This is a genomic window from Pseudomonas sp. FG98 (genome assembly GCF_057808595.1).
Window position 1 is genome coordinate 1 of the sequence record NZ_JBMDIJ010000102.1, and the last position, 17457, is coordinate 17457.

A 17457-nucleotide genomic window follows, 5' to 3' on the forward strand; every position below is an offset into this window, starting at 1 on the left:
ACAAATGTGGGAGCCGGCGTTGCCGGCGATGCGCCGTGTGGACGGCGCTCGATCTTGAGGGCGCTAGAAGACCATCGTCATGCACCTGTCAGCCTTGTCTCGGTATCTCGACAAGCCCAGTTCACAGCGGATAGTGCTTCAACTCCCGCGCAATCAGCATCCGCTGGATCTCGCTCGATCCTTCGTAGATCTGCGTGATCCGCGCATCCCGGTAGTACTTCTCCACCGGGTAGTCCTCCAGATAGCCATAGCCGCCATGCACCTGGATGGCCATGGAACAGACCCGCTCGGCCATTTCCGAGGCGAACAGCTTGGCCTGCGACGCCTCGCTGAGGCATGGCTTGCCGGCCGTGCGCAGGCGCGCGGCGTGGAGGATCAGCAGGCGCGCGGCGTTGACCTGCACCTGCATGTCCGCCAGCAGGTTGGCGATGCTCTGGTGTTCGTTGATCGGTTTGCCGAACTGGATGCGCTCGCGGGAGTAGACCAGCGCCGCTTCGAACGCCGCACGGGCGATGCCCAGGGCCTGGGCGGCGATACCGATGCGCCCGCCTTCGAGGTTGGACAGGGCGATGGCCAGGCCCTTGCCGCGCTCGCCGAGCAGGTTGGCTTCAGGAATGCGGCAGTCGTTGAGGGTCACGGCGCAGGTGTCCGAGGCGCGGATACCCATCTTGTGCTCGCTGCGATCGACCACGAACCCGGGGTTGTCGGTGGGTACCAGGAAGGCCGACAGGCCTTTCTTGCCGGCTTCCGGGTCGGTCACCGCGAAGACGATGGCCAGGCCGGCGCGCCGCGCATTGCTGACGAACTGCTTGGCGCCATTGATCACCCACTGGCCGTCCTTGAGCTCGGCCCGGGTACGCAGGTTGTGCGCCTCGGAGCCGGCCTGGGGTTCGGTGAGACAGAAGCAGCCGATCACTTCGCCGCTGGCCAGGCGCGGCAGCCACGCCTGTTGCTGCTCGTCGCTGCCATAGGCCAGCAGCGGGCCGCAGCCGACCGAGTTGTGGATGCTCATCATCGCCCCGGTGGCGCCGTCGCCGGCGGCGATTTCCTCTACGGCCAGGGCATAGGCCACGTAGTCGGTGTAGCTGCCGCCCCATTGTTCCGGGGCGACCATGCCGAGCAGGCCCAGTTCGCCCATCTTGCGCACCACTTCGTTGTCGATCCAGCCGGCCTTTTCCCAGGCCTGGGCATGGGGCGCGATTTCGTTGCGGGCGAAATCCCGGGCCATGTCGCGGATCATGATCTGTTCTTCAGTCAGTTCCAGGTCTTGCATGGCAGTACTCCGGCATTCAGAGGCCTTCGAAGAATTGGTCGACGCGCTGGCGGTCGAGGCCGGCGACGCTGGCAGGGTTCCAGCGCGGCTGCTTGTCCTTGTCGATCAGCAGGGCGCGCACGCCTTCCATCAGGTCGCCGTGCTCGAACCACTGGCGGTCCAGGTGCAGTTCCATGCGGAAGCAGTCCTCCAGCGCCAGGTGGCGGCCGCGGCGCAGCAGCTCCAGGGTCACCGCCATGCCCAGTGGCGAGCGGCTGTCCATCAGCTCGGCGGTTTTCAGCGCCCACTCATGGCTGTCGGTCACGGTGACGCTGCGCAGCTGCTCCATGATCGCGCTGATATCCGGCAAGGCGAAGAAGTGGTCGATGGCCGGGCGCAGCTCGGCCAGCGGCGGGTTGGCCAGGGTCTGGCTGCCCAGGCGGGCGAGGGCGCCCTGCAGGTCCTTGAGCGGGTATTCGCCCCATTCGAGCTGGTCGAAGGCGCTGTCCAGTTCGTCCAGGCGGGCGCTGTCCAGGTACCAGTCGGCCAGGCCGCAATAGAGCGCGTCGGCGGCCTGGATCTGCACGCCGGTGACCCCCAGGTAGGTGCCCAGCTCGCCAGGAATCCGCGACAGGAAGTAGCTGCCGCCGACATCCGGGAAGTAGCCGATGCCGACTTCCGGCATGGCCAGGCGACTGCGCTCGGTGACCACGCGCAGTTCGGCGCCCTGGGCCAGGCCCATGCCGCCGCCGAGGGTGAAACCGTCCATCAGCGCGACAATGGGCTTGCGGTAGTGGTGGATGAACAGGTCGAGGTCGTACTCCTCGACGAAGAAGTCATGGTGCAGGCTGGCGCCGCTCTTGAAGCTGTCGTACAGCGAGCGGATATCGCCGCCGGCGCAGAAACCCTTGGGCCCGGCACCGCGCAGGACCACGGCATGGATCGTCGGGTCGACGGCCCAGGCTTCGAGCTGCAGGCGCAGGTCGCGAACCATCTGCAAGGTCAGGGCGTTGAGGCCGGCGGGGCGGTTGAGGGTCAAGTGGCCGATATGGTTGCGGACCTGGGAAAGGACCTGAGCGTTTTCCGCTTGCGGGGTACCGGTGGATAAAGCTGGCGCGGTCATCGCTGTCTCCCTGCTTTGTTATTGATTTTCCACGTGAATTGTCACGGCGCGGACCAGTGGTCAAGGATCGCCCGGATCGTAGCAGTGCAAATTTGCCCAGCTCAATCGACAAAACTGCAAGGGCATTCTGCAAATTTGCATGGGCAACCTCGAACCGGACTTCTACCTAAGTCCGTGCCTTCGACACTTTAGCCCTGTGACCCACCCGCACAGGGGATTAGTTCCCTCGACCGCCGCGCCCATGGCCCCGGCCAAAGCAGCGCACGCTTGCGCCCAAGGCAGCGTAGGGCAGGGCGCGCAGGCTTTCGATAATCGCCTCCGACAACCGTCACCACCGTTCGCGGAGAGCGTCATGCACAAGAATAAGAATGCCAATGCCCGTTTCCTGCCGCTGTTGGCCGGCCTCGCCACTGCCGGCTTTGCCACTGTTGGCCTGGCCCCGCTGGCCCAGGCGGAAATCATGCTGTACGACAAGGATGAAACGACCTTTTCCACCGACGGCTATATCAACGCCTTCTACGTCAACAGCGATGTCGACCGTGATGGCGAGCAGTACGACCGCCGCCAGTCGCGGGTGAAGATGGGCTTCCTGCCCAACTACCTGGGCTTCAACATGACCAAGCAGATGGCCGACCTCAAGCTCGGCGGTCGGGCCTCGTTCTGGGTGACCATCAACGACAGCGAGCAGAACGGCACCGACACCGCCATCGATGTCCGCCAGTTCTACGGCACCGTGGCCAATCCTGAATGGGGCGAGGTGCTGATCGGCAAGGACTTCGGCCTGTTCGCCCGGTCCAACATCCTCCTCGACGAACTGCTCGCCGGCTACGGCCAGGTCAGCGACACCCTGGGCCTGGTGGATGGCGGCGGTGTGTCGTTCGGCAATATCGGCAGTGGCTACCCCTATCCGTTCCCGTCGTCGCAGATCACCTACCGCACTCCGGTAATGGACGGCCTGCGAGTTGCCGTGGGCATCCTCGACCCGGTCGACACCAACGACAACAGCGCCATGGGCAAGGCCTACCAGAAGAACCCGCGTACCGAGAGCGAGATCACCTACCAGTTCGACCTCGGTGGCGCAAAGATCTACAGCTGGCTCAACGGCAGCTACCAGACCTCGGACAACACCGACAGCAATGTCGACAGCGTCACCTCCAAGGGTGTGGGCTATGGCGTGCAGGCCAAGATGGGTGCGTTCTCCCTGACCGGCTCGGGCTTCACCGCCAAGGGCATCAACCCGTTCTTCACCAACAACGCCGGCGAAGCCACCCTGCGCGAAGTGGACAGCAAGGGTTACCTGGTGCAGGGCTCTTACACCTTCGGCAAGAACCGCCTGGCGTTGTCCTACGGCAAGACCAAGGATGACGGCAATGGCGCGGTGAACACCGGTGCCGACTACGAAACCCGTGGCATCGCGCTGTTCCACACCATCAACGACAACCTCAAGCTGGTGGCCGAGTACAACCAGTTCGAGATCAATGGCCACGAAGGCAGCGCACAGAACGAAGACACCGACACCCTGGCCCTGGGTGCCGTGCTCACCTGGTGAACCCCACCATCGCGGGGCGGGGGCTTTTGCCTGGCAAGGCGCATCCTGCCGGGCATGAGATCCTGTCCTGCGGTGGCCTTTCGGGCCTCATCGCTGGCAATGCCAGCTCCCACAGGTTCCTGTTTCGGGCCCGGATTCTGCGGCTGACCTGGAACCCTGTGGGAGCCGGCATTGCCGGCGATGAGGCCATCAGCAGCAACACATCACTTCCTTCTACAACCAAAGCCACCACCACCCCCTACCCAAGTAGCATTCGGCACCCCCGGGCCAGCCCCTAAACTGCCGCCATCCATCCCCTCATACGCTGGAGGCTGCTTATGTCGCAGTCCAACGCCGAAGGCGTCCTCAGTGCCGTGTCCCGCGCCGTGATCGCCGAAGAGGCCGCCCAGGACCTCGCCCGGCAATTGATGCACCCGCACCTGGGCTTCGTGCTGTTCTTCTGCTCTGCCGAATACGATCTGCCTGCCCTGGCCCAGGCCCTGCAACAGAGCTTTGGCGGTATCCGCCTGGCCGGCTGCACCAGCGCCGGGGAAATCACCCCGGAAGGCTATGGCCGTGGTTGCATCACCGCCCTGGGCTTCGATCACCGGCAGTTTTCCATCGCCGGCGAACTGATCGCGCCGATTCACGATTTCAGCCTGATCGACGCCCAGCGCTGCGTCGAACGCCTGATCAACGACTGTCGCGGCAACACCCTGGCGCCGATCAAGGGCCACAGCTTTGCCCTGACGCTGCTCGACGGCCTGTCCAGCCGCGAGGAAATGCTCCTCGCCGCGCTCAATGCCGCCCTCGGCGACATCCCCCATTTCGGTGGCTCGGCGGGGGACGACAATTACCTGCACCACACCCACGTCTATTACGACGGCGCCTTCCACAGCAGTGCTGCGGTGGTGCTGCTGGTCAATACCTGGCTGGACTTCGAGGTGTTCACCACCCATCACATCCAGCCCCGCGAAGAAAAGCTGGTGGTCACCCGCGCCGACCGCACCCTGCGCCGGGTCTACGAGCTGAACGCCGAGCCGGCCGCGCTGGAGTACGCCCAGTTGATCGGCGTACCGGTGGAGCAGATCGACCAGCGCACCTTCGCTGCCCATCCACTGGCGGTACGGATCAACGAGCGCTACTACGTGCGGGCGATCCAGCAGGTCCACGACGACCTCAGCCTGAGTTTCTATTGCGCGGTGGAGAACGGCATCGTCCTCACCGCCATGCGTCCAGGGCCCTTGGTGCCTAACCTCGAAGCGCTGTTCGACGGCCTGTGCCAGCGCCTTGGCGAACTGGTCCTGACCATCGGCTGCGACTGCTTCCTGCGCCGCCTGGAGCTGGAAGGGCAGCCGCAAAAGACCGAGGTCGAGGCGATCTTGCGCCAGCACGCGGTAGTGGGCTTCAACTCCTACGGAGAACAGTTCAATGGCATGCACATCAACCAGACCTTCACCGGCGTTGCCATCGGACGCTCCCGTGCCCGCCGATTCGACTGAAGCCCAAGCGCTGATCGCGCAACTGCGGCATGACAACCACAAGCTGGCGCGGATCAACGCGGCGCTGATCGAGCGCCTGGAGTCCGGCGCCGCACGGCCCGACGACTCCTACGCGGCGTTCCAGCATTCGGTGATCCTCGCCGAGCAGGTGCGCGAGCGGACCGACGCGCTGAACCAGGCCATGGCCGAACTCAAGGCCAGCAACCACCTGCTCAGCGACGCCCGCCAGCGTGCGGAAACCGCGCACCAGTACCTGGTCGATGCCATCGAGAGCATTTCCGATGCCTTCGTGCTGTTCGACCCGGACCTGCGCATCGTTCTGTTCAACCAGCGTTTCAAGGCGCTCTGGGCCAATAGCCGGATCCGCATCATCAGCGGCATGCACCTGTCGGAGGTGCGCCGGCTGATGGCGCGCACCGGGCTGTTCACCGAAGAGCCGCGCAATGTCAACGACGAAAACCTGCTCTATCGCTTGCGCGACGGTCGCTGGTTGCAGGCCAGCGAGCGGCCGACCCAGGGTGGCGGACGGGTGGTGCTGCTGACCGATATCACCGAGGTCAAGCACAGCGAGACCCAGCGCCGCGAGCAGGCGGTGGCGCAGAAGTCGCACCTGTTGCAGCGCGCGGTAGACAACCTGTCCCAGGGCGTGGCCATGGTCAATGCCGAGGGGGTGCTGGAGCTGTGGAATCGGCGCTTTCTCGAACTCAGCGGGTTGGCCCCGATTGCCGCGCACCGGCAGTTCGCCGATGTGATCGGCGACAGCGAGCTGGCCTTGCTGACCCCGGCCAGCCGCGATGCTAACGGCCGACCCTTGCAGGAGCTGGAGCAGCGCCTGTACGACGGGCGCATGCTGGAGATCCGTACCCATCCGCTGCCCACCGGCGGTTTCGTCAACACCTTCACCGACATCACCGAGCGCTACCAGCATGCCGAGGCCCTCAGCGAGAGCGAGCGCTGGATCCGCCTGATCACCGACCAGGTACCGGCGCTGATCGCCTACCTGAATGCCGACCTGGTCTATGAGTTCACCAACAAGGTCTACGAGCAGTGGTATTGCTGGCCCCACGCGGCAATGCTCGGCCAGCGCCTGCGCGACGTGCACAGCGCCGAGCACTACCAGCGCCTGGAAACCTATATCGCCCAGGCCCTGGCCGGCGAGGCGGTGACCTTCGAGTTCGCCGAAACCAACGCCCACGGCCAGGAGCGCTACATGCTGCGCTCCTATGTGCCGAATCGCCTGCCCAGCGGCGAGGTGGTGGGGATCTTCGTGCTGATCCGCGATATCACCGAGCGCCGGCGCACCGCCGAGGCCCTGCACCAGGCCTATCAGCACCTGGAAGTGCGGGTGCGCGAACGTACCACCGAGCTGACCCAGCTCAACCAGCAATTGCTGCGCGAGATCGAGGAGCGGCGGCGGGCCGAGTCACGCCTGCGCGATGCCAAGCAGGAAGCCGAGCAGGCCAACCTGTCCAAGACCAAGTTCCTCGCCGCCGTCAGCCATGACCTGCTGCAGCCGCTGAATGCCGCGCGGCTGTTCACCAGCGCCCTGCAGGAGCAGAACGGCAGCCCGGCGCTGGTGCGCAACGTCAGCAATGCGCTGGACGATGTGGAAAGCCTGCTGGGGACCCTGGTCGACATTTCCAAGCTCGATGCCGGGGTGATCAAGGCCGATGTTGCACCGTTCGCCGTCAGCGACCTGCTCGACAACCTTGCCGCCGAATATGCCGCCACCGCTGCCAGCGAGGGCCTGCGCCTGAGTTATGTGCCGACCCGCCTGCGGGTGCGCAGCGACATGCAGTTGCTGGCGCGGATCCTGCGCAATCTGCTGAGCAACGCGATTCGCTACACCCCCAGCGGGCGTTTGCTGCTGGGCTGCCGGCGTCGGGCAGGGCGCCTGTGGATCGAGGTATGGGACACCGGTATCGGCATTGCCGCCGACAAGCGCGAGGAGATTTTCCAGGAGTTCAAACGCGGCGATTGCCAGCGCCCGGACCAGGACCGTGGCCTGGGGCTGGGCCTGGCCATCGTCGAGAAGATTGCCGGCATCCTTGGCCATCGTATCCAGGTGCGCTCGACCCCGGGCAAGGGTTCGGTGTTCGCCATCGAGGTCCCGCTCAGTCGCCAGTTGCCCCAGGCCCTGGTGACCGTGCCGGAACCGCCACCCTTGCTGGAGCGTCTTGAAGGTGCGCGGATCTGGGTGCTGGACAACGATGCGGCGATCTGCGCCGGCATGCGTACCTTGCTGGAACAGTGGGGATGCCGGGTCAGTACGGCGCTGAACGAAGAGGATCTGGCCGGGCAGTTGCCGGCGCAGGAGGCGGGGCTGCTGATTGTCGACTATCACCTGGACAACGAGCGCAATGGCCTGGAAGCCGTGGCGGCGATCAATGCGCGGCGGGCATCACCCCTGCCGGCGCTGATGATCACCGCCAACTACAGCAACGAACTCAAGCAGCAGGTGCGCGAGCTGGGGCACACCCTGATGCACAAGCCGGTACGGCCGATGAAGCTCAAGGCTGCCATCAGCCACCTGCTGGGCAGCGAACTCAGCGTGCAGCACGTCCGCTGACGAAGTGGGCGACATCGTTGAATCCGTGGGTCGAGGCATGGCCCGGGGTGACCAGGGAATCGATGAAGGCCTCGTCCTCGGCGCTGATCTTCACCTCCAGGGCGCCGCCGTAGGTGTCCCACTGCGCTTCGGTGCGCGGGCCGACGATGGCCGAGCTGACCGACTGGTTGTTCAGCACCCAGGCAATGGCGAATTCGACCATGCCGACACCTTTGGCTTCGGTGTAGGCGTGGATCTTCTGGGCGATGGCCAGGGACTCGGCGCGCCATTCCACTTCGAGGATGCGCTTGTCCTGACGCGCGGCACGGCTGCCGGCCTCGGGTTCGGCGTTGGGTGCGTACTTGCCGCTGAGCACGCCACGGGCCAGCGGGCTGAAGGGCACCACGCCCAGGCCGTGATAGGCCGCGGCAGTCAGCTGTTCGGTTTCGGCCTGGCGGTTGACGATGTTGTACAGCGGCTGGCTGACCACCGGCTTGGGCACGCCCAGGCGTTCGGCCAGGTTGCAGATCTCGGCAATGCGCCAGCCACGGAAGTTGGACACGCCCCAATGGCGGATCTTGCCCTGGCGCAGCAGTTCACCGATGGCCGAGACGGTGATGTCCAGCGGTGTCGAATGGTCTTCGCGGTGCAGGTAGTAGATGTCGATGTAGTCGGTGCCGAGGCGGGTCAGGCTGGCTTCGATGGCGTTGAAGATATGCTTGCGCGACAGGCCGCTGCGATTGGGCACGCCGTCGGCCGGGCCGTAGCCGACCTTGCTGGCGAGGATCCAGTCATGCCGGTGGGCGGCGATGCCTTCGCCGACGATCTCTTCCGAACGACCGCCGTTGTAGACGTCGGCGGTATCGATGAAGTTGATGCCCTGGTCCCAGGCCTTGTCGATGATGCGCAGCGAGTCTTCGGTACTGGTCTGTTCACCGAACATCATGCTGCCCAGGGTCAGGGCGGACACTTGCAGGCCGCTGCGGCCCAGAGGACGGTAGATCATGGTCGAAAGTCCCTTCGCGATAGGTGAAGGGACTTTTGTACGGGGGAAATGCATCGCTGGCAAGTTGGCTTGCCAGCGATGAGCATGGGTATCTACACAATTCTCTCAAGGCTGGCGCGGACCCTGTGGGAGCTGGCGTTGCCAGCGATGAGGCCTGTCAGAACGACACAGGCCGCAAGATCGATGTCGAGGCGGATGGCCTCATCGCCGGCAATGCCGGCTCCCACAAGGTTCAGTGCCAGTCGTCAAAGCCCATGCCGCGATGAGGCCCGGTCAGGCGCCGACGACCTGGCTGGCCCCCCGCATGCGCGACACCCGCAACGCCACCAGGCTACCCACCACGATCAACCCCGCCAGCGAATACAGCGCCGCATCGGTCGAACCGGTCTGGTCCTTGATGAAGCCGACCAGATACGGGCTGAGGAAACCGGCCATCTGCCCGACCGAGTTGATGATCGCCAGGCCCGCCACGGCGGTACCGGCGGTGAGCAGGGCGGTCGGCATCGGCCAGAACATCGGCAGGCCGGTGAGGGCACCCATGGTGGCGATGCTCAGGCCGAGGATGGCGATTACCGGGCTGTGGGCGAAGTTCACCGCGATCAGCAGACCGATGGCGCCCATCAGCATCGGCACCACAAGGTGCCAGCGCCGCTCGTTGCGCAGGTCGGCGGAGCGACCGACCAGGAGCATGAACACCCCGGCCAGCAGGTAGGGGATCGCGCTCAGCCAGCCGATCAGCAGGGCGTCGCTGAAGCCCAGGCTCTTGATGATCGACGGCAGCCAGAAGTTGATCGCGTACACGCCGCTCTGGATGCAGAAGTAGACGAAGCCGAAGGTCCAGATCAGCGGGTTGGTCAGCACCGACAGCAGGCTGTCGCTGACCGTCTTCGGCTTGCCGGCGGCATCGGCAGCCAGGTCGGCCGCTACCGCCTGGCGTTCGGCTGCGCTGAGCCAGCCGGCCTTGGCGAAGCCGTCGCTGAGCAGGAACACCGCCATGCAGCCGAGCACGACGGTCGGCAGGCCCTGGATCAGGAACATCCACTGCCAGCCGGCCAGGCCGCCCTGGCCGGCGGCGAAGTGATTGAGGATCCAGCCGGAGAACGGTCCGCCGAGCAGGCCGGAAACCGGGATTGCCGACATGAACAGGGCCATGATCCGCCCGCGCCGCTGGGCCGGGAACCACTGCGAAAGGTACAGCACGATGCCGGGGAAGAAGCCGGCCTCGGCAGCACCGGTGAACAGCCGCAGCACGTAGAACTGGGTCGGCGTGGTGACGAACAGCAGGCAGGTCGACAGGGTGCCCCAGGTGATCATCATCAGGGCGATCCAGCGCCGCGGGCCGAAGCGGTCCAGCGCCAGGTTGCTGGGCAGGCCGCAGAGCACGTAGCCGATGAAGAAGATCCCGGCGCCGAGGCCGTAGATGGTCTCGCTGAAGTTCAGCGCGTCGAGCATCTGCAGCTTGGCGAAGCCGACGTTGACCCGGTCGAGGTAGTTGAACAGGTAGCAAACAAAAATGAACGGGATCAGCCGCAGGGTGATGCGCCGGTACAGCGCGTTGCGGTCGACGCCGTGGCCTTGGTCAGGGGCAGGGCTGGATGACATGATTCTCTCTCTGTTGTTATGGTTGTGCGGCATCCCGCGTCGAGGCGGGCGCTGGTGAAAAGTCTCGGCGAGCGCGCGATGCCTGTCTTTGTGCTTTTGCACGGCATTCACGGCACTTCGCTGTGCCGTCGCCCAACCTGTCGACCTTCAAGGAACCCGTAATGTTCGAACTGGACCATGACCTGGCGCAGGATATCGTCGACCGGGCGATGGCCATTCTTCCCTATAACGTCAACGTCATGGACAGCCAGGGGCTGATTCTCGGCAGTGGTGAGGCGCAACGCATCAATACCCGCCATGAAGGGGCGCAACTGGTGCTGGCCAACGAGCGCATCGTCGAGATCGACGGCGAAGCCGCCAAGTGCCTGAAAGGCGTGCAGCCCGGGGTCAACCTGCCGCTGATGCTGGACGGACGGCTGATCGGGGTGCTGGGTATCACCGGTGAGCCGCAGCAACTGCGTACCTACGCCGAACTGGTGCGGATGACCGCCGAAATGCTCCTGGCCCAGCGCCACCTGCAAGTGGAGCAGCAATGGCGGCGGCAGCGCTGTGACGATCTGCTGGCCCTGTTGCTCGGCGGCAGCGGCGATGCCCCACGTTTGCTCGACGAAGCCCGGCAATTGGGGCTCAAGCCGCAACTGCCGCGGGTACCCTGCCTGTTCGAGCTGGACGAAGGGCAGAGTGCAGAGGCCTTGTCGGTGTGGTTGATGCAGCGCTACCCGGACAGCTGGTGTGTCAGCCCGGCGCGTCAGTCCCTGCTCTGGTGTCGCCCGGCCGGGTTGGCGCTGGACGAGGCGAAGCTGCTGGACAAGTTGCAGGCTCAGGGCTGGCAGGTGCAGCGGGTAGCGGTGGGCGGAGTCGCCGACGGCGTGGAGAAGCTGCGCCGTGGCTATCGCCGGGTCCGCGACCTGCTCGCCTACGGGCGCGAGGTGCTGCCGGGCGAGCGCCTGCTGAGCCTGACCCGCTATCGCCTGCCGGCGCTGTTATGGCGCCACCGGCAGGACGACGCGCTGGACGAACTCCTCGAACCCTTGCAGCGCATTCGCGCCAAGGATGTCAGCGGACAACTGCTCCTCACCCTGCGCGCCTGGTGCCGGCATGACGGGCAAAGCCAGGCTTGCGCCGACGCCCTGGGCATCCACCGCAACAGCCTGCGCTACCGGCTGGAACGGATTGGTGAGTTGAGCGGGGTGGACCCGCTGGGGCTGGAGGGGATGTTGAGTCTTTACCTGGGGTTGCAGTTGTTGCCTGCCGAGTAGGCGGTGATGGATATCTGCACATCCCGCGCAGTAGTCGACGAGGTCCAGGTAGGAACTGCTTTAGCTGCGAAGGACCGCGCAGCGGTCCCAAATCCTGCCACACCGAATGCCTGGAGGAGTGCTGCCTGGCAGTCGCTGTGAACCCACGACAGCATAAGTATCAAGCTTGTGCTGGATGGTTTTGGGACCGCCGCGCGGTCCTTCGCAGCTAAAGCAGCTCCTACCGGGACCGCGCCGAACTTCGCTGCGATGCGGGAGCTGAAGGTGTCGACTTGTCCAACTGACCAAACAACCCACCCTCGCTCTTGTGCAGCCGACAGAAGCGAGCCAGCCTGACAACTGGCAGCATGCTGGCATCTGCAACAGGAGCCTCTCATGAAAATCGTCATCGCCCCCGACTCGTTCAAGGACAGCCTCAGCGCCGAGGGGGTTGCCGCGGCCATTGCAAGCGGTATCGCCGGGGTACTGCCGCAGGCCCAGGTGGTGTGCTGCCCGATGGCCGACGGCGGCGAGGGCACCATGGACGCCATTGTCGCCGCCTGCCATGGCGAGCAGCGCAGCCTCGAAGTCCGCGGACCATTGGGCCGGGCGGTCACCGCCCATTGGGGCTGGCTGGCCGAATCGCGCACCGCGATCATCGAGATGGCCCAGGCCAGCGGCCTGCAACTGCTCGAACTGGGCGAGCGTGACGCCTGCCGTACCAGCACCTACGGCACCGGCCAGTTGATCGGCGCGGCGCTGGATGCCGGTGCCGAGCGGATCATCCTGGCCATTGGCGGCAGCGCCACCAACGACGCCGGCAGCGGCATGCTCCGCGCTCTCGGCCTGCGCACCTTTGACGCCCAGGACGCCGCGCTGGAGGAGGGTGGACTGGCCCTGGCCAATGTCGCGCGCATCGATGCCAGCGACCTTGATCCGCGCCTGGCAGGTGTGCGCCTGGAAGTCGCTGCCGATGTCGACAACCCGCTGTGCGGCAGCAATGGCGCTTCGGCGATCTTCGGTCCGCAGAAAGGCGCCAGTCCGGAGCAGGTGCAGTTGCTGGACCATGCCCTCGGTCATTTCGCCGATCACTGCGCCGGCCTGCTGGGCCGCGATGTGCGTGACTTCCCCGGTTGCGGTGCGGCCGGTGGCATGGGCTTCGCGGCCAAGGCGTTTCTCGATGCGCAGTTCCGTCCCGGTATCGAGGTGGTCGCCGAGCTGGCCGGCCTAGACGCGGCAGTGCAGGGCGCGGACCTGGTGATCACCGGCGAGGGCCGTTTCGACGCCCAGACCCTGCGCGGCAAGACGCCCTTTGGCGTGGCCCGTATCGCCAAGCGTCATGGTGTGCCGGTGGTGGTACTGGCCGGGACCCTGGGTGAGGGGTATCAGGAGCTGTATGGCCATGGCATCGATGCCGCCTTCGCCATTGCCAGCGGCCCGATGACCTTGCAGCAGGCCTGTGGCAATGCCGCCGAACTGCTTGCGGCGCGGGCGGGGGATATCGTGCGGTTGTGGCAGGTTGCCAAACGCAACTGAGCGGAGCGGACCTTGTGGGAGATTCTATGGCGGCAGGCAAGCAGATTGATGTTGTGAGTGCTGGCCTCATCGTCGGCAATGCCGACTCCCACAGGGTTCTGAGCCGGCCACGGTATCTGTGCTCGACGCGGTCCTTGTGGGAGCTGGCAAGCCAGCTCCCACAGGTTCGATACAACCTTATTCGAGGCGTTTGATTTCCTGGTGCACCGCCGGCAACTCCAGCTCGCCAAACGACGCGCTGGCATCCACATAGCGCAGCGCCGACTTCACATCGCGCCAGCCGACATGGCTCATCAATGCCTTGGTATCCCAGCCATTGCTGCTGGCCCAGGTGGCGAAACCACGGCGCAGGGAGTGGGCGCTGTAGGTTTCGGCGGGTAGTCCGGCGCTGGCGAAGATCCGCCGCAGCAGGGCGATCAGGCTGCCGCTGTTCAGCGCCTCCTCGCCGAGGTTGCCCCAGCGGTCCAGCTTGCGGAACACCGGTCCACGAGCAATCCCCGCGACCGTGATCCATTCCACATAAGCCTGCACCGGACACAGGCTCTTCAAGGCCGGCATCCGGTGGGTGACCCCGCGCCCCTGGCGATCGCCCTTGCTCTGCGGCAGGTACAACTGCATCCCGCCACCCGCCTGGGCCTGGATATGCTCGACCCGCAGCCGCGCCAGCTCATCGCCGCGAAAACCCCGCCAGAACCCGACCAGCAGCAACGCTGCGTCGCGCCGGGCGCGCAGCAGGTCGGGTAGGCGGTGGTCGCGTTGGGCCGTGGCGGCGCACTGTTCGAGGTGGCTGATCGTGCGTTGCAGATGCTCCAGGGTCAGCGCCGTGGCCTGGCGCTCCTGCACCGGGTGTACGGCGCGGATGCCCTTGAGCATCTGCCGCACCAACGGCGCCTTGGTCGGATCTGGAAAACCCTGGCTGACATGCCATTGGCCGAGGGCTGCCAGGCGCTGGCGCAGGGTATTGAGCGAGTGTTCGCCGGCGAAATCGGCCAGGTAGCGGGCAATGCTGTCCGCCGTGGCCGGGAGGAACCCGCCCCAGGTCACCTCGAAATGCTCGACGGCGGCGCGGTAACTGCGCCGCGTGTTGTCGCGGACGGCAGCCTGGAGGTACTGGTCGATCTTGTTCATGGGGCGGGATGGGATATCGGTTGTGCTGTGCCGGCGAGTTTAGCGCCCGACCGTCCACGGCGCATATTCCATCGATACCACGCCGACCGGCTTTTTCTCGTCGAGCTGGTCGATCCCCGGCACCTGATGCAGGTCCAGCCCCATGCAGGCCGTATTGAGTCGTCCCAGCAGGGCACCGTCGAGTTTGAACTCTGCAGGCCGCAGAGGGTGTGGCCGCAGGTCCACCAGGCAGCCACTGGCATCCCGTTGGTAACGCACGATCAAAGTACCGATGCTGCCGGCCTGTTCGTCCTTGAGCAGGTGTTCGCCGAAGTACCGGCGCTGGGCGTTGACCAGTCTCCAGCCTGCAAAACCACGGTCGGGGAAGACCACCTGAACCGGTGCGACCAGCTCGACATGACCCTTATCGTCATACAGCGCCTCGGGTGCAGTGGGGTAGATACCTTGCAGGCAGTACTGCTCCATCTGCCTGGCGAAGGTCGCGGGATCGCTGCGCGGCACTTCGGCCGGCAGTCGTTCAAGCAGCTCAGGCTTGGCCGGCCTGGCTTCGCAGCTCAGGGCGCGGCCCTGGCGATCGGCGATGATGCGCAGCGACACCGCGCCCGAGGTCTGTTCCTGAACCCGTGCCGAGATACTGCGGTAAATGGCTGCCGAAAACGTCTGCTGGAAGTGCAGCATGACCTGCGGATCGACCTTCGGATTGGAGGGCATTTGCGCGCAGCCACCGAGCAGGGCGAAGGCGAGAAGGGCGAGGGGAAGTTTCTTCGACACAACACATCCTTGATAGGTGATTCGGAAAGCCGCGCAGAATAAACGGCGCGGCTCTGCGACTCAATCAAGAATCATTCGCGTGGTGTGTCGCGATCAGAACCGCCAATCCACCGCTACCTCCAGGCTCCTTGGCTCACCCAGGTAGTACTGGGTATTGCTCTGGTGGATGAACCGCGCATACACCTCGTCGGTCAGGTTGCGCAGGCGCGCGCTGACCTTGGTATGGGCGTCGAGGTCGTGGCTCATGGACAACCCGTACAGGGTGTAGGACGGCACCCACATGCTGTTGGCCGTATCGGCGTACACCGAGGCTACATAGCGTGCATCGGCGCCGACCTGCCAGCCCGGGGCGAAGTCCCAGGTCAGCCACAGGTTGGCGGTGCGCTCGGGGATGTTCACCGGGGTCTTGCCCTTGCGCGAATACACCACGCCGCCGATGTTCTCGTTGAACTCGTCGTACTCCGCCCGGACCCAGGCAAAGTTGCCTGCCGCCAGCACTTGCGGGGTGATCTTCAACGAAGCCGCCAGCTCGATGCCGGTGGAGGTCTGCTGCCCGGCCTGTTCGGTGACGTTGGGCAGGGTCGAGGAGGGCACCGAGATGTTCTTGCGCACGATGCGGTAGGCCGCCGCCGTGGCGCTGCCGCGATCGTCGAGGAAGTCGAACTTGCTGCCCACCTCGACCTGGCGCCCGGTGCTCAGCTCGAAGTCGCCGACCTGGGCCATGGAAGCGCTGGTCAGGGTACCGCCTGGTGGTTCGGCCGAGGTGCTGAACTGGCTATAAAGGCTGACGTTCGCGGTGAGGTCGTAGACCAGGCCGAGGCGTCCGCTCAGGGCGTCCCAGCGCCGGTCGAGGCCGGTCCGGGTGACATGGTCGCGTACTTCGAAATCCAGGTGGTCATAGCGCAGCGCACTGACCAGGGCCAGGCGTTCGGTGAGCCGGGTGCGGTTTTCGACGAAGGCCGAGGAGGTGTCGGTCCAGGTGCTGCGGCCTTTCTTGCGCGGCGCACTCATGCCGGGGATATCGAGGAAGTGATCGGGCTCGAAGGCGCCTGGAGTCACCGTGTCGAAGGTGGCGCCAATGGACAGCGGGTAGATGGTCTGCTGGTTGCGGTTGTAGTCCAGGCCGAAGGCCCAGTCGCTGGCCAGGCCGAACAGCTCGCTGGCATGGGTCAGCTCGATGCGGTTGCCATTGACCTCCTGGTCATGCCGCTGGCGATAGGCGCCGGAGCGCAGGACCGCACTGTTGTCGGCGTTGTAGCGATAGACCTCGAGATTGCGGTAATCGCGCTGGCCGCTGTAGTGGTAGAAGGTGTTGCGCAACTGGCTGGCGTCGTTGAAGCGGTATTCGGTGATCGAACGCAGCCAGCGGGTGCGTTGCTCGTAGCGGCCGTCCTCGACGTTGTAGTTGGCGAAACGCTGGTGGCGGTCGATATGCAGGCTGCCGGCCAATGGGCGCAGCACCGGCGTGCCCCAGTAGGGGCTGTCTTCCTGCTCTTCCAGGTACTCGATGGCCAGGGTGTGGGAGAGCTGTTCGTTGAAGTCGCTGAGCAGGGAGAACGCCAGGTTGCCGGCGTTGTTCTGCTGGCGGTCGATATAGCCGTTGCTGGCGGTGCGGCTGTAGTCGAGGCGGGCGTAATGACGCGGGCCATTGCCGTCGTTGAGCGCCTTGTTGATGCCAATCGAGGTTTCCACGCTGTCATAGCGGCCATAGCTGACGCGGCCCTCGAAGCTGTCGGTGCCGCGCTCGGCCAGGCGCGTCACCATGTTCAGGCTGCCACCCACCGCGCCGCTGCCATTAAGGAAGGATGAAGGCCCGCCGAGCAATTCGACCCGGTCGTAGATCCAGGCGCCGACCGGGCGTGCGGCGGCGCCGTATTGCAGATTGATGCCATTGAACAGTTGGGCGATCTGCGCGCCGTTGAAGCCGCGATAGGCGACATAGCCACCCCAGCCAGGCGGCGCCGAGGCGTTGACCCCGGGCAGGGCGTTGGCCGCATCCTGGAAGTTGCGCGCACCGATGCGCTCCATGGTTGCGCGGTCGGCCACGGCGACCGAGGCGGGGTTCTCCCGTGGGGTGAGCTTCAGGCGCGAGCCGCCTTCGCCGGGTCTGTCGAGGTCGAGGCGGGTGCCTTCGTCGGCCACCTCGCTATCGGCGGAAATGGTGCTGGCGGGCAGGATCAGGCTGGCGTCCTGCGCCCAGGCGCAGGTGGCGGGGGGGGGGGG

The 17457-nt window shown here is 65.3% G+C and carries 12 protein-coding genes; 5 read left to right on the forward strand and 7 right to left on the reverse strand.

Annotated features, from left to right (window positions below; translation table 11 throughout):
• Positions 1-121: 121 nt before the first annotated feature.
• On the reverse strand, positions 122-1273 hold the full coding sequence (locus ACODSK_RS29500; RefSeq protein ID WP_489021235.1) for an acyl-CoA dehydrogenase family protein: 1152 nt from the start codon (positions 1271-1273) through the stop codon (positions 122-124).
• A gap of 16 nt (positions 1274-1289) precedes the next feature.
• Complete coding sequence (locus tag ACODSK_RS29505) at positions 1290-2375, reverse strand: enoyl-CoA hydratase/isomerase family protein (RefSeq protein ID WP_489021237.1); 1086 nt, start codon at positions 2373-2375, stop codon at positions 1290-1292.
• Between the two features lie 352 nt (positions 2376-2727).
• Here ACODSK_RS29505 and ACODSK_RS29510 point away from each other — a divergent pair, with 352 nt between their 5' ends.
• The 3 genes from ACODSK_RS29510 (at position 2728) to nahK (ending at position 7974) form a co-directional block, all read left to right on the forward strand.
• A complete protein-coding gene (locus tag ACODSK_RS29510) occupies positions 2728-3924 on the forward strand; it encodes a porin (protein ID WP_489021238.1) in 1197 nt (398 codons plus the stop codon).
• A 317-nt stretch (positions 3925-4241) separates the two neighbouring features.
• Positions 4242-5405 (forward strand): nitric oxide-sensing protein NosP, encoded by a 1164-nt coding sequence (gene nosP / locus ACODSK_RS29515; protein WP_489021240.1) that lies wholly within the window; start codon positions 4242-4244, stop codon positions 5403-5405.
• Complete coding sequence (gene nahK / locus ACODSK_RS29520) at positions 5335-7974, forward strand: hybrid sensor histidine kinase/response regulator NahK/ErcS' (protein ID WP_489021242.1); 2640 nt, start codon at positions 5335-5337, stop codon at positions 7972-7974. Before nosP ends, nahK begins: the two co-directional genes overlap by 71 nt.
• Here the strand turns inward: nahK and ACODSK_RS29525 are convergent.
• Both ACODSK_RS29525 and ACODSK_RS29530 read right to left on the reverse strand, forming a co-directional pair.
• The gene (locus ACODSK_RS29525) at positions 7952-8959 is read right to left on the reverse strand and encodes an aldo/keto reductase (RefSeq protein WP_489021244.1); all 1008 of its coding nucleotides are present in this window, start codon (positions 8957-8959) and stop codon (positions 7952-7954) included. The two genes, nahK and ACODSK_RS29525, sit on opposite strands and share 23 nt — an antisense overlap.
• Positions 8960-9232: 273 nt before the next feature.
• Positions 9233-10561, reverse strand: coding sequence for an MFS transporter (locus tag ACODSK_RS29530; protein WP_489021246.1), 1329 nt, complete (start codon positions 10559-10561; stop codon positions 9233-9235).
• 161 nt (positions 10562-10722) lie between these two features.
• Between ACODSK_RS29530 and ACODSK_RS29535 the strand changes: the two genes are divergently transcribed.
• A complete protein-coding gene (locus ACODSK_RS29535; RefSeq protein WP_489021247.1) occupies positions 10723-11820 on the forward strand; it encodes a sugar diacid recognition domain-containing protein in 1098 nt (365 codons plus the stop codon).
• A 375-nt stretch (positions 11821-12195) separates the two neighbouring features.
• Positions 12196-13335, forward strand: a complete 1140-nt coding sequence (locus ACODSK_RS29540; RefSeq protein WP_489021249.1) for a glycerate kinase — start codon at positions 12196-12198, stop codon at positions 13333-13335.
• 177 nt (positions 13336-13512) lie between these two features.
• Here ACODSK_RS29540 and ACODSK_RS29545 read toward each other — a convergent pair whose 3' ends face one another.
• From ACODSK_RS29545 to ACODSK_RS29555, 3 genes are all read right to left on the reverse strand, one after another.
• Positions 13513-14463, reverse strand: coding sequence for a site-specific integrase (locus ACODSK_RS29545; protein WP_489021250.1), 951 nt, complete (start codon positions 14461-14463; stop codon positions 13513-13515).
• Positions 14464-14502: 39 nt separating this feature from the next.
• Positions 14503-15234: a hypothetical protein gene (locus ACODSK_RS29550; RefSeq protein WP_489021251.1), complete on the reverse strand. Its 732-nt coding sequence runs from the start codon at positions 15232-15234 to the stop codon at positions 14503-14505.
• A gap of 93 nt (positions 15235-15327) precedes the next feature.
• Positions 15328-17457, reverse strand: a 2130-nt coding sequence (locus tag ACODSK_RS29555) for a TonB-dependent receptor (RefSeq protein ID WP_489021253.1), incomplete at its 5' end; no start/stop codon positions are given.